The sequence below is a fragment of the Hymenobacter cellulosilyticus genome (assembly GCF_022919215.1).
GTDB lineage: Bacteria > Bacteroidota > Bacteroidia > Cytophagales > Hymenobacteraceae > Hymenobacter > Hymenobacter cellulosilyticus.
Window position 1 is genome coordinate 5,108,511 of the sequence record NZ_CP095046.1, and the last position, 12,434, is coordinate 5,120,944.

Annotated in this window: 13 protein-coding genes; 4 read left to right on the plus strand and 9 right to left on the minus strand. The window is 60.1% G+C overall.

Features of this window, described 5'->3' with window-relative positions; all coding sequences use genetic code 11:
- Nucleotides 1-245: 245 nt before the first annotated feature.
- Genes MUN79_RS25105 through trpS form a run of 3 tightly spaced genes read left to right on the plus strand, consistent with a single transcriptional unit; the run spans nt 246 to nt 2,302 of the window.
- Nucleotides 246-614 carry a hypothetical protein gene (locus tag MUN79_RS25105; RefSeq protein ID WP_244675243.1) on the plus strand — a complete coding sequence of 123 codons (369 nt, stop codon included), beginning with the start codon at nt 246-248 and terminating at the stop codon, nt 612-614.
- Nucleotides 615-651: 37 nt separating this feature from the next.
- Nucleotides 652-1,314 carry a hypothetical protein gene (locus MUN79_RS25110; protein ID WP_244675244.1) on the plus strand — a complete coding sequence of 221 codons (663 nt, stop codon included), beginning with the start codon at nt 652-654 and terminating at the stop codon, nt 1,312-1,314.
- A 10-nt stretch (nt 1,315-1,324) separates the two neighbouring features.
- A complete protein-coding gene (gene trpS / locus MUN79_RS25115) occupies nt 1,325-2,302 on the plus strand; it encodes a tryptophan--tRNA ligase (RefSeq protein WP_244675245.1) in 978 nt (325 codons plus the stop codon).
- A gap of 226 nt (nt 2,303-2,528) precedes the next feature.
- Here trpS and MUN79_RS25120 read toward each other — a convergent pair whose 3' ends face one another.
- On the minus strand, nt 2,529-3,389 hold the full coding sequence (locus MUN79_RS25120; protein WP_244675246.1) for a hypothetical protein: 861 nt from the start codon (nt 3,387-3,389) through the stop codon (nt 2,529-2,531).
- Between the two features lie 171 nt (nt 3,390-3,560).
- Nucleotides 3,561-4,670 (minus strand): CaiB/BaiF CoA transferase family protein, encoded by a 1,110-nt coding sequence (locus MUN79_RS25125; protein WP_244675247.1) that lies wholly within the window; start codon nt 4,668-4,670, stop codon nt 3,561-3,563.
- Nucleotides 4,671-4,959: 289 nt separating this feature from the next.
- Between MUN79_RS25125 and MUN79_RS25130 the strand changes: the two genes are divergently transcribed.
- The gene (locus tag MUN79_RS25130; protein WP_244675248.1) at nt 4,960-6,282 is read left to right on the plus strand and encodes a DEAD/DEAH box helicase; all 1,323 of its coding nucleotides are present in this window, start codon (nt 4,960-4,962) and stop codon (nt 6,280-6,282) included.
- Nucleotides 6,283-6,686: 404 nt separating this feature from the next.
- On the opposite strand, the gene MUN79_RS25135 is transcribed toward MUN79_RS25130, so the two are convergent.
- The 7 genes from MUN79_RS25135 to MUN79_RS25160 all read right to left on the minus strand — a co-directional run bounded on the left by MUN79_RS25135 (nt 6,687) and on the right by MUN79_RS25160 (nt 12,428).
- Nucleotides 6,687-8,897 carry a DUF5686 family protein gene (locus MUN79_RS25135; RefSeq protein ID WP_244675249.1) on the minus strand — a complete coding sequence of 737 codons (2,211 nt, stop codon included), beginning with the start codon at nt 8,895-8,897 and terminating at the stop codon, nt 6,687-6,689.
- Nucleotides 8,898-8,914: 17 nt separating this feature from the next.
- The gene (locus MUN79_RS25140) at nt 8,915-9,208 is read right to left on the minus strand and encodes a carboxypeptidase-like regulatory domain-containing protein (RefSeq protein WP_244675250.1); all 294 of its coding nucleotides are present in this window, start codon (nt 9,206-9,208) and stop codon (nt 8,915-8,917) included.
- Between the two features lie 158 nt (nt 9,209-9,366).
- The gene (locus MUN79_RS30400; protein WP_262922943.1) at nt 9,367-9,501 is read right to left on the minus strand and encodes a hypothetical protein; all 135 of its coding nucleotides are present in this window, start codon (nt 9,499-9,501) and stop codon (nt 9,367-9,369) included.
- A gap of 268 nt (nt 9,502-9,769) precedes the next feature.
- Nucleotides 9,770-10,372, minus strand: a complete 603-nt coding sequence (locus MUN79_RS25145) for a glutathione peroxidase (RefSeq protein WP_244675251.1) — start codon at nt 10,370-10,372, stop codon at nt 9,770-9,772.
- 300 nt (nt 10,373-10,672) lie between these two features.
- Nucleotides 10,673-11,086 (minus strand): hypothetical protein, encoded by a 414-nt coding sequence (locus MUN79_RS25150; RefSeq protein ID WP_244675252.1) that lies wholly within the window; start codon nt 11,084-11,086, stop codon nt 10,673-10,675.
- Between the two features lie 9 nt (nt 11,087-11,095).
- Nucleotides 11,096-11,728 carry an SseB family protein gene (locus MUN79_RS25155; protein WP_244675253.1) on the minus strand — a complete coding sequence of 211 codons (633 nt, stop codon included), beginning with the start codon at nt 11,726-11,728 and terminating at the stop codon, nt 11,096-11,098.
- Nucleotides 11,729-11,804: 76 nt separating this feature from the next.
- Complete coding sequence (locus MUN79_RS25160; protein WP_244675254.1) at nt 11,805-12,428, minus strand: hypothetical protein; 624 nt, start codon at nt 12,426-12,428, stop codon at nt 11,805-11,807.
- Between the last annotated feature and the right edge of the window lie 6 nt (nt 12,429-12,434).

Below are 12,434 nucleotides of genomic sequence, written 5' to 3' on the forward strand. Positions count from 1 at the left end.
TTGCTTCTGGCCAGTTTGCTTTTACCCCAACTGGTATCAGCGCAGTATAACTTCACATCCTTTAAACCAGGATCCTACACGTTAAGTAACAGCCCTGAAGTACACCGGCAAGTCAAGCTTAAGCTGAACAGCAATACGGAGCTCATTGCCGAAGACGCTACCGGCTACACTACCGGATTTACGCCGGAGCAGGTTTCCTCCTTTCAAATTGGACCACGGAAGTACGTAACCGCCGGGGCTTTGTCGTGAAAGGTGGGCTGGACGGAAAGGTAGTAACCCGGGCCTTTGTGGAGCTACTCGATAGTGGGCAGGTGCTGGCTATGCGCTACAAGTATTGGCTGAACATGCCTGGGTCGACACCAAATAACGGCACTATTGAGACAGTTTATTTACTACGCCGGGCCAATAGCAGTACGACTACTTGCATTAATGGCAACCGCCTTTCGGGCGGGGGAGCCCGGTTCCGGGAAACCATATTGCCTTACCTCACCGAACGGCCCGACCTGATAGAGTTGGTTGAAAAACGAAAAGTAGCCCTGGACCATCTGTCAGGCATTGTCCGCGCCCTGAATACCGGTCAGCCTTACACGTTGGCCGTTCCCTACTACAATTAATCGACTGCCCCAACACCGCAATCCGTCACTAGTTTCTATGAAAAAGAGTTTGTTGCTGGCTGCCAGCCTGCTGCTATCCTTCATTTCCCACATTACCCAGGCCCAGTCTTTGTTCAATTCATTTGAACCCGGTTCATACATTCCGGCCGGCAACCCTACACAACGCGTGGAGGGCAGCCTGAAGCTGCGAGGCTGCACAGAATTGCTGGTGAAGACCGGCAACGGTAAAACCAAGAAGCTGGGTTTAGATGACGTCCAGTCGTTTCGCTTGGGCTCCCAACAGTTCATTAAGGCCGGTGGCTTTCCGGTAGACAAAGGGCTGGATGGCGACACCATTGACCAGGCTTTTGTAGAGCAAGTGGATAGTGGCCAGGTAGTACTCATGCGGCTGCACTACATTGTGGCCGGACCTGCTATGGTCGGCGCTACTGGAGTACCTACGGGTGGAAATAGATCCTACGAGCTTTATCTGCTGCGGAAGGCCGGCGAGACGACCATTACGCCGTTGCCAGCCAGCAGTCTGACTGGCAGCGGGAAGAAGTTTCGGGAGGCGCTATTACCCTATCTTGCCGGCCGGTCCGACCTGACCAAACTTGTCACCGACAAGCTTATTACCATCGAAAACCTACCCAAGCTCATTCACGCCCTCAATTCGGGGGCAACTGACGGGCCGGTTTCTTCCCCGACAACTACCAACTGATTCCTTTTCCATGTCCCGCATCCTGACCGGCATTCAGAGCACTGGCCGCCCCCATCTGGGCAACCTGCTCGGCGCCATTCTGCCCGCCATTGCGCTGTCTAAACACACGGCCAATGAATCCCTGTACTTCATTGCCGACCTGCACTCCCTGACCACCGTGCGCGACGCCGAGCTGCTGCGCCAGAACACCTACGCGGTGGCCGCCGCCTGGCTGGCCTGTGGTTTCGACACCGAGAAGAACCTGTTCTACCGGCAGTCGGATGTGCCGCAGGTGGCCGAGCTGACGTGGTATCTGTCGTGCTTTACGCCCTACCCGATGCTGGCCAACGCCCACTCGTTCAAGGACAAGTCGGACCGGCTCTCGGACGTGAATGCGGGCCTGTTTACCTACCCCGTGCTGATGGCGGCCGATATTCTGCTCTACGACGCGGAAGTGGTGCCCGTGGGCAAGGACCAGATTCAGCACCTGGAAATAGCCCGCGACATTGCCTCGACCTTCAACAACCGCTACGGGGAAACCTTCGTGCTGCCCCAGGCCCGCGTGGATGCCGAGCTGATGACGGTTCCCGGCCTTGATGGGCAGAAGATGAGCAAGAGCTACGGCAATATCATCGACATTTTCCAGGACGACAAAGCCCTGCTCAAGAACATCCGCAGCATTATTTCGGACAGCACCCCGCTGGAAGCCCCCAAAAACCCCGATACCGACATTACCTTCAAGCTGTTTTCCCTGTTGGCCACCCCGGCCGAAGTCGAGGAAATGCGCCAGAACTACCTGCGTGGCGGCTACGGCTACGGCCATGCCAAGACGGCCCTTTACGAGGTTATCCGGACCCGCTTCGCCACCGAGCGGGAACAGTTCAACTTCTACATGAGCAACCTGCCCGAGGTCGACAAGCGACTGGCCGAGGGTGCCCGCAAAGCCCAGGCCTACGGCAGCGAAGTGCTGAACAAAGTGCGGGAAAAAGTAGGCTACCTGCGGCGGTAGGTAACTAAAAGCCGCTTGTCCTTGCGAGGCCAAAGGCCGAAGCAATCCGTCCTCTGCGCAGGTATTCCTGTCTTTTACCAGAAAGCCCTTTCCCGTAGCAACGAGAAAGGGCTTTTCAGTTAGGAGCACTCAGCACACTTCAGAGGACGGATTGCCGCGCTTCGCTCGCAATGACAGAGCACGTTTGAACGTCAACTCACCATTTCACCACCTCACTAGCTCACTGCTAGTACACCAACCCGTCGATTGACTGGTGCTGCTCGTTGGAAAAGCTGAAACCGACTTTACTGCCGCGGCTTACCTGCTGGTTCTCGACTTTTTGCTTGACGGTAATTTTCTGGATGTCCTGCATGGGCGGAGCAATCAGGTCGTTGTTGACGGCCGCAATCATGGCGCTTTCCACGAACAGGCGCATCATGTCGGGCGTAATCAGGTTGTCGGCCATGTCGTTGTCGGGCAGCTCCAGCTGCTGCACGCCTTCGAGGAAATAGTGGCTGTCGATGTTGACTAGCAAGCGGCCCACCAGGTAGCCCGGGTCGTTCATGCGCTGGTACTTGATGCTGTCGGCCATGAAGTTGTAGGCCATGATGTGGCCAAAAAACCGCCGCCGGAAGTCTTCCTCCACGTATTTGGACGCCATAGGCCCGTAGTCTTCGGGGAAAGTCACAATGTTGGAGTGCATCACGAAGATGAGCAGGTCGCCCGAGAACTTGATGTGAAACTCCATGTCGTTCACGGGCCTGTACTCAATCAGCACGTTCGAGTCGACGGGCGTAATCTTGCGGCTAAGCTCTACCACCAGCTCCTGCGACACGAGGCGCAGCATGTCGAAAGCGGCGCGGGTGTTGCGGAAAATGGCCTGCTTGGCAATGGACTTCTGCTGCAAGCCCTCAAATATCTGGTCGAGGCGGTCGGCCGGGGCTTCCGCCGGTGAGCCGGGCGCCGAGGTGGGCAGGTTGTTGGTAGCTGTGGCGCCGGCCGATGCCTCTGGGCTTTTTTCGGCACTGGGTTCGGGCGCCGGCGCGGCCGGAGCGGCAGCCGGATTCTCAACGAGGGACGTTACAGTTGGCGGGGTCGTATGGGGCATAAGGCAGAGCAGTACGATGAACAAAAAGACGGTCCGGAAGCCAGCCGCAGCCGATTCCGAGGCGTCCGAATGGGAATGTAGCAACCGGCTGGCCGTAGGTGCAAGGCCAATTCCGGTTATTTCCTGCCTTTACCTACGCAAACTGACGGTTTCGTAGTTGTATCCAACTTCCTATTCCTGGCCTGCAATTACCTCGGCGGTATGTTCACCCAGGTGCGGTGGCGCAACCAACGCTGCCGCCCGCGGCCAGCTGCTGCTCTGGAAAGCCACCGTCCGAAGTCCCTGAAAGCCAGCTTCGGCCGTCGGCAGCAGCATCTGCTGGCCCGACTCCAGCGCCAGGGCCTCCCCCACCGTGCGCACGGCCCCGGCCGGTACGCCCAGCTCCTCCAGCTGGCTTAGCAACTCGTCCCCATTTACTTCGGCAACCCGGGCCTGCAGCAGGCTTTCCAGCTCCGCGCGGTGGGCCACACGGGCTTCGTTGGTCTGAAACCGCGCCTCAGTAGCCCACTCCGGCCGGCCCAACGCCTGGCACAGATGCCGAAACTGCCGGTCGGCGCCCACGGCCAGCACTAGGCTGCGGCCGTTGCCGGCGGCATACACCGTCCCGTAGGGCACGATGCTGGGGTGGCCCGAGCCCAGCGGCTGCGGGTCGCGGCCCGTGACCAGCCAGCTAGCCGCCTGGTTGGCCAGCGACGCCAGGGCACTGTCGAGCAAAGAAACCTGCACCAGACTACCCTGCCCCGTGCGGCAGCGGTGGTAAAGCGCCGTGAGCAGGCCTTCCTTGAGCTGATGCGCGGCCAGCAGGTCAATCATGGCGACGGGCATTTTCTGCGGTTCCTGCCCGGGCTTGGCATTCAGGTGCATAAAGCCCGCCTCGGCCTGTAGCACGGCATCGTAGCCGGCCCGGGCCACGGCCGGGCCGTAACCGGTGAGGTGGGCGTAAATCAGCCCTGGATTCTGGGCCCGAAGCGTGGCGTAGTCGACGCCCAGCTTTTCGGCGTCGCCGGGCTTGTAGCTGGCCACTACCACGTCGGCGCGGGCGGCCAGCTGCTGCACTTGTTCTTTTCCGGCGGCCGTGGTCAGGTCTAGCACCACCGACTGTTTGCCCCAGTTGGCGCAGCTGAAATAGGCCGACACGTCAGAATCGGTGGTTTCGGCGCGGGTTTTCCAGGTGCGGGTCACGTCGCCGGCCGGGGCTTCCACTTTGAGGACGGTGGCGCCCAGCTCGGCAAAAAACTGCCCCACCTGCGGCCCGGCCAGCACGCTGGCCAGCTCCAGCACCAGCAGGTCGGCAAAAGGTAAAGGGCGGTAACGGGAGCGGCAGAACTGGAAAGTGACATTGGGTGTTGGGCTACTGACTATTGACTGGGAGAGCAACTAGAAGCGGCAGCGGGTACCAACTGCCGGCTTGCTGAATCCGAAGGCAAATCTATTGGGTTTTACCCGTTGCCGGCCGCGGCTGCCGACCTGAACAGCAGGCCTAGGAAATCCTGTATATTTACTCCCAAATCAAGCGGTTCGCTGGCCGAAAAACAGGGTCAGCCTTTTCTCACAATTATTTAGCTGAACCTTGAAGTTTTCTGATTTTAATCTTCACGACGACCTGCTGGCCGGCGTGGATGCCATGAACTACCTGAATGCCACGCCTATCCAAGAGCAGGCCATTCCCAAAATTATTGAAGGCAAAGACCTGATTGCCTGCGCCCAGACCGGCACCGGCAAAACCGCCGCTTACCTGCTGCCCCTGCTCGACAAGATTTCCCACGCCAAGCACGGCACTACCTCCACCCTGATTCTGGTGCCCACGCGCGAGCTGGCCACGCAGATCGACGAGCAGGTAACGGGCTTCGGCTACTTCGTGGAAGCCAGCAGCATTGCCATCTACGGCGGCGGCAAAAGCGAGAACTGGGAGCAGCAAAAGCGCGCCCTGACCAGCGGAGCCGACATCATCATCGCTACGCCCGGCCGCCTGATTGCCCACCTGCAGATGGGCTACGTCAAGTTTGACCAGATCAAGTACCTGGTGCTCGACGAGGCTGACAAAATGATGGACATGGGCTTCTCGGACGATATTCTGAACATCGTGCGCCAGCTGCCCAAGGAGCGGCAGACCTTGCTGTTCTCGGCTACCATGCCCAACAAAATCCGGGACTTCTCGAAGCAGATTCTCAACGAGCCCGAGGAAATTCGCCTGGCCGTGTCCAAGCCCGCTGCCGGCATCGATCAGCAGTTTTACATGGCTTTCGACCGCCAGAAGATTTACCTGCTCGAGCACCTGCTCAAAACCCAGGAAGTGCAGAGCATGGTGCTCTTTACCTCCCAGAAGGCTGCCGTGGCCGGCATCGTGCGGGCCATCAACAAGCTGGGCTACGTGGCCCAGGGCATCAGCTCGGACCGCACCCAGGAGGAGCGCGAGCAGATTATGCGCGACTTCAAGAACAAGCAGTTTCCGATTCTGGTGGCGACCGACGTACTCAGCCGGGGCATCGACATCGACTCCCTGAGCCACGTGGTGAACTACGACATCCCGCGCGCGGCCGAAGATTACGTGCACCGCATTGGCCGCACGGCCCGGGCCGCCACCAAAGGCACGGCCATTACCTTCATTGCCGACCAGGACCAGGACCGCGTGCTCAAGATTGAAAAGCTCATTGAGCGCGAAGTCGACAAGCAAAGTATTACCGAGGAACTGGGTTTGGGCCCGGCACCCGAATTTGACCCCAAGCGCTTCAGCGGCCTGGGCGGCAAAGTCGGGGGACGGCCCGAGCGTGGTGGCCGCTCCGGCGGTGGCAGCCGCGGCCCGCGCCCGGAAGGCGGCGCGCCCGGGGCGAAGGTGGGCGCCCACCCCGCCGCGACGCCGATTCGAAAGATCCGCGCCACAAGGAGCGCATAGCCAACGCCCAGGCGGCCCTGGCTGCTATTGATGCTGGTGGTGCTCCGGCCGTTCCCTATCAGCGCCCGCCGCGCCCGGAGGGTGAAGCACGGCCGCCACGGGAGCCGCGCGCTCCCCGGCCGGAAGGAGAAGTTCGGGAACCCCGGGCCGAAGGCGAAAACGGCGACAAGCCCAAGCGCCGCAAGCGTGGCGGCCGTAACCGAAGTGGCCGTGGCCCCCGCCCGGAAGGCTCGCCCGAAACGGCTCCGCAGGCTGCTCCCAGCGCCGAATAGCGCGCCGAATTACACAAAAAAGCCCCTGACAAGTCAGGGGCTTTTTTGTGTAATTCGGCGCGCCTGCTCTCTTTCAGGACGCCGCCAAGTATGAGAGAAGCCATTCCCGATTCCAGAATAGTCCACCGAGGGCTACAGCTTAAACTGGGCGCAGACTTTCACGCCGAAGGTGCGCACGTCGGGCAGGTCGCGGTAGGTGAGGCGGTGCAGAAAGTCGACGCGGATGAACTTGAGGATGTTTTCTACGCCGTAGCCGACTTCCACATAAGGTGTAGCGCCCAGGGAACGGAAGGTGGGCGTGGCAATTCCGCTGGCGTCGGCCAGGGGCGTGGTGTTGCGGTTGGCTTCGCGCAGGCTACCCTGCAGTACGTTGCCCGTGGCCACTAGGCGCCAATCCAGCTTTTTGAGCAGCGGAACGGCATTGATAAGCAGCCCTTCGAAATAGTGCTCGGCGTGCAGCGACACGTACCGGTCACTGACGAACTCGAAGTAGCCCATCAGGTTGTAGGCACTCGATGTGTAGATAGGCGACTCATTGCCCAGGTGCGCCTTCAATACCGGGTACGGCACCGTACTGGGAATATAGCCCGCGTCGAGCACGTACTCAGTGCGGCCCAGCTGGCCCAGGGGTAAGCTCTGGGTCATGGCAAAGTTAAACTTGTGGTAGGCAAAGTCGCTGCCCAGTACACCGTCCAGGCCCAGGGTATAGCGCAGGGTAAAGACCGGCCACTTCATCAGGCCCACGGCCGTGCGGTGGTTCTGGTTCTGCACCAGCACTTCGCCCGGGGCGTAGCGCGACTCGAGTACCACTTCCGAGAGCTGAAACCGGTGGGCGGTGGGTGCGTCGGGCGTTTGGGCGGGCCCGGTGTAGTAGGCAAAATTGTAGAGCGGGTCGAAACGCTGGTGGCGCAGCGTGGCTTTCTGGGTGAAGTTGTGAAACAGGTCGGACTGGGCCGAAACGCTGGTCACTTCCCGCCACAGGGGCAGCAGGGGCTTGATGTTGCCAAAGCGGGCGGCTACCTCAAACAAGGGACTTTCCAGGGCCATGTCGTTGTCGAGCAGGGCTACTAGGTCCACGTCGCGGCTGTGCTTGAGGCTGAGCACGGTCCAGTTGGGCCGGTTCACGATTCGGTCGGCGGAGAGGCCGTACTTGAATTCCCCGTCGCGGGTGCCGTAGGCCAGGTAGCCCTGGGCCAGCCAGTCGGGGCTGAGAGCCGGCGTGGTGCGCAGGCCGGCCCGCAGGCGGTTGCCTTCCACGTTGTTCCAATTGTAGCTATAGAGCACGGGTCCAAACTCCACCAGCTCCCGCTTGCCCAGGGGCTGGTAGCCGTTCACAACCAAATCGGCTAGCTCCAGAAACGTGCGCACCGAAGGCAGCTTGCCCACCGAGTCGAGCACGGTAAGGGTGCGGGCTTCCTGGGCCGTGAGCGTATCGGGGCGGTGCTGTTCCCAGAAGCCGACGGGCACTTTCAGCGCGTCGGCGGCCGTGGCCAGGGGCTGGTCATAAAAGGCCAGCTCGTGGGGCTGTTGCACCACAAACTGGGAGTTAATCGTGGTGAAGCGCACCAGCAGGCCGGTTTGCTTGGGCGTGGGCTTCAGGCCCACCACTACCTGGGTGCGGCTCGGCAGCCAGGGCCCGGCGGCAGTAGGCGTCAGGTCCTGCTGAATGCGGATCTGGTCGACGAAGTTGATATTGGCCTTGGGGTCGACGGTCAAATCCAGCTTGCGCAGGGCATAAGTGCCGGTCGTAATCCAGATACGGCCGGTGAAAGCCAGGTCCTGAGCCCGGCGCGGAAACACCTTGAGCTGGTAGCAACGGTCCTGGCCCACCATTACGGAGTCTTCCAGGTCGTAATCGTAGGTGATGCGCCAGCCGTCGGCAATGGGCGAGATGAAGTCCTTGCCCATCACCACCTGCCAGTTGGGGTAAAAGTCGTAGTCCTGAAACGAGGAGCCCAGCAGCTGCGACAAGACTGTGCCGTCGCGCGGGGCGGCCCCATAGAGCTGGGAGTGGCGGATTTCCTCCCGCTCCCGCACCGGGCGGTGCCGCACGTAGTAGCGCGACACCACTTCCGACCCGAATACCGGCACCGTGGGTTTGCCCTGGGCATTGCGCCCCATCTCCCCCACCGCGCTGGCCATCGTCGTAATGTCCCGAATCACCTTGCGCCGGGCCAGGCGGTCGGTGATATCCGACAGGCTGGCCTCGATGCGGTTGTAGCTGTCAAATTCGAAGGCGTCGAGCCGGGCCTTGTCGTTTTGCCGCTTGTGCTGCTGCACCTTGCGCAGGATGGCAAACGCCGGATTTTCGGTGGAACGTACCACCACTTCGCCCAGCGACACGGCCGCCGAGGCCAGGGTCAGGTTGACGGTTTGCTGAACCTGCCGCCCACGGCCCGGCTTTTGGCCCGGTACCCCATAGCCGACGCTGACAGGGAGTCGATGGGCTGGGGTACGCTCAGCTGGTAGCGGCCCTGGTCGTCGGCGGTGGTGCCCACGCTGCTGCCTTTCACGAAGACGGAGGCAAACGGCACGGGCTGCCCGGTGGCGGCCTCGGTAATCTGGCCGCTAAACAGGATCCGCTGGGCCAGTCCGGCAGTTGGCTGCGCGAGCAGGCCCAGTCCGAAAATCAGCAGGAGTATAAATCGTTTCATAGAAAACAGGAAGCAGAAACGTCAAACCAGATGGCGGCGCTTCTTCGCAATGAGAATGGGCGTACAGGCGGCTCCGGTCCGGGGCAGTTTGGCCTCAGGAGCCCGAACCGCCCCGGGGAGTTGCACCGGGCTGGCCCGGGTGCAGGCGCAGCCGCTACTTAGTCGGCCAGCAGCTGAATGAGGGGAGTAAAGAAGATGGACAGGCCGACGAAGCCCAACAGGCCCACATAAAACACCACGGAATAGAGGGTTGCGGATTGCGGTTCGGGTTGAGAGTGGGTAGCTTGTTGCATAACACAACTCCTGGAAAGTTTATAAACGCCTCAGCACTCCGGCCTTAACTAGCCGTGAAGCAGAAATGCCGAAAAAAGAAAAGTCGCAGCAAAAAAATTATAATACTACCCGCACATCTTCTTCTAACCAAGTTACTGCCAGGCAGTTTTGGCGAACTTCGTTGCGAAAAAGGCATGCCTGAGCCGGTGAGCCGAATCGGGGCAGCAGCGTAGGAATTGGTGGGATAAGGTAGAGCGGGGAGAAGGACGCAAAGCTACGCCCTAAAAATTACACTATTTGCCGCGGCCGGATAGTCTTTACAATTGTTTCACTCAGGGGCGAAACGGCCGGGCCGAAATAGTGCGTCAAGTTACCGTCGGCACTGATGAGATATTTAGAGAAGTTCCAATCGGGCGCCTGCTCGTTCCAGCCATTCTGGCGGGCTTGCGTCAGCCACTGGTAAACCGGATTCTGCCCGCCTTGTTTGACCACGACGCTTTTTTTCATCAGCGGAAAGGTCACGCCGAAATTAACCTGGCAGAACTGCTCAATGGCGTGGTCGTCGGCCTGCTCCTGCTCCTTGAAGTCGTTGGCCGGAAAGCCCAGGACGACCAAATCGTCGGTAAACTGTGCGGAAAGCTGCTGCAGTTCCTCGTACTGGTTGGTGTAGCCGCAGTTGGACGCCGTGTTGACCAGCAGCACCTGCTTGCCCCGCAGGTCGGCGAAGGACAATTTCTGGCCCGAGTTGAGGTGGCCCGCCAGGGAGTAGAAGGATACGGGTGGCGGGGCCGGCTGCTTGTTTTCAAGCACCTTGCCCCGGCTGCCGGATTTTGAAAGGCGCATAATCAGCGGGTACAGCGCCTTAAGAAGTTTTTGACGAAATGAAGCCATAGAGTACGGGCCGGGTAACTACCGCTACAGGTGAGAGAAGCGCGGCCCTCGGCAACGAAGGCCTGCGGTATTCCCCGGTTTCTGCTATAGACGAAAAGCCCGCCCGGAAACTTTACGCTCGCGCAAAGTTTCTGCTTTTTTTTCTGCCGGTAAGTGGCTTTGCTTTGGTTGGCGAGGCATGGCGTCAGCCCCAGGGAGTCCACTCGGCACCACTGACTGGTTTTCTGGTTCCGTTTTCTTGGCAATTTAGTACCGGTGGCTAGGACTGCATCAACTAGTAAAGCTGCCTAGGCTCCTCCCCTACGGGTTGTAAAAGGTGCCATAGTAATCTTCGTAGAGCTGCTGCTGCACGGGCTGCAGGTTTTCGCTTAGCCGAACAATGTCGGCGGCTACCTTTTCGGCAGGGCCGTGGCTGATGCAGAAGCCGCCCTCCGCCACCGACCATTTTTCCTTGTCCGTGCCCTGAATCCGTCTGGCCAGAAAAAGCTGCGCTGTGACGGCGTCGGTAGCCTTGCCGACCCGCTGGGTGAGCCTGAGAGTCCACTGCACCGGGTTGCCCAGCTTCGCCAGTACAAACGAGCGGCCGACCTCAAACGGTAAGCGTGCCGGCCAGTCGAGCAGGGCCGTGAAGTCCCGTAGCTCCCGAAAAATTTCCTCCAGAAGCTGCTGCTCCTGGGCTGTGTATCCGGGCTTGTGGGCCGAAGGAGTGGTCATCTTCTGCTTTTACAACTCAAACCTGGCCTCAAAAGCCGTATCCGGATTGAGCACCACCGGGCGGGGCGCGGCCCCGGCCAGGTGCTTGCTCCACACCAGGCGGGCCAGCACCATGCCGGCGGGCGGCGCACCGATTCCGCCCAGCGGCAGCATATCGGGGCTGGTAAACAGGGGCGTAAACTCTTCTCCGTCTTTGGAAAAGGACTGCACCACGAGTTGCTTCTGCTCTAGCGGAGCCTTATGCACCAGGGCGTACACGCCGTGGTTTCGCACGGTCCCGACTAGCTCGGCCCGGTCGCGCTGCTGGTCGAAGAGGCCCTTGAGCAGTTCCTGCTCGATGCCCCGCCCTTCCTGCCGACTAAAAAACTGCAGGCCCTGCTCCCGTACGGTGGCAAACAGCTCGGCATCTTCCTCCGACGAGGCAAAAAACATGGGCGCCTGGGGCAGGTACACCTGCTTGATAAACAAGCTCATCTTTTTGATACCCTCCAGTTCGCCCGCGTGCTCGACGCCTAAGAACAGGTCGTGGGTCTGGCTAACGGAGCTGTAGAGAAAGGCAAAATAAGCGGCCTGCACTTCCTGCTTTTGGTCGAAGTAGCTGACCAGATCATCAATAAAGCTGCGGGGCACGGAAGATTCCATAGGTAGAAAAGAAGGGTAAGGGGCAAGATAGACAATCGAGGCAGGTCGGGCACTGCGGGGGCTACTCTGGGCTTCGCTAGCCGGCAATCAGCCGGTTGTGACGAATAGCAGCTTGCTGGGCACGGCCAATTCGGTGCCCTAGCTCTTCTTCGTTGGCTACTGCTACCTGCACGATTTCGTAAATAGCGACTTGAAAAAATGCCCGCTCGGGCTGCTCCACATCGTACTGGTAGCTCATCTGGTACAAGGCCAGAAACTGCGCGGTACCGGCCGCGTTGGTGTAGTAATGCACCCCGGGAAAGGCAGCCTGCTTGGTAGGCAACGGCTCGGCGCCGGGCCGGGTAAGGAGGTGATACTCGTAATACTGCCCCATGGGCGTATCCTCGTAGCGCGGTTCGAGCCACGTAAAAACACTGGCCAGTTCGTCGAGTAACGGCTGGTCGCGGAGCTTGTAGGTACTCAATGCCTGGCCTTCTTTGAACCACTCCTGGTACTGCCAGTTCCACTCTACCTGCTCTCCGGTGCTAGGGCAGCGGTGCGTCAGTTGCCAACCCTTGCCACTAGCAAACTGCACGGGCAGGGCGGTGTCCAGCGGCTGAGTTGGTATCAGGGGCTGATTGGGCACCGGCACGGGCGTAATCACAACCCGCTCAACCGGGGACAACCGGCGAATCAAAGGTGGGTGAGACGGAGTTCCCATAGCAAA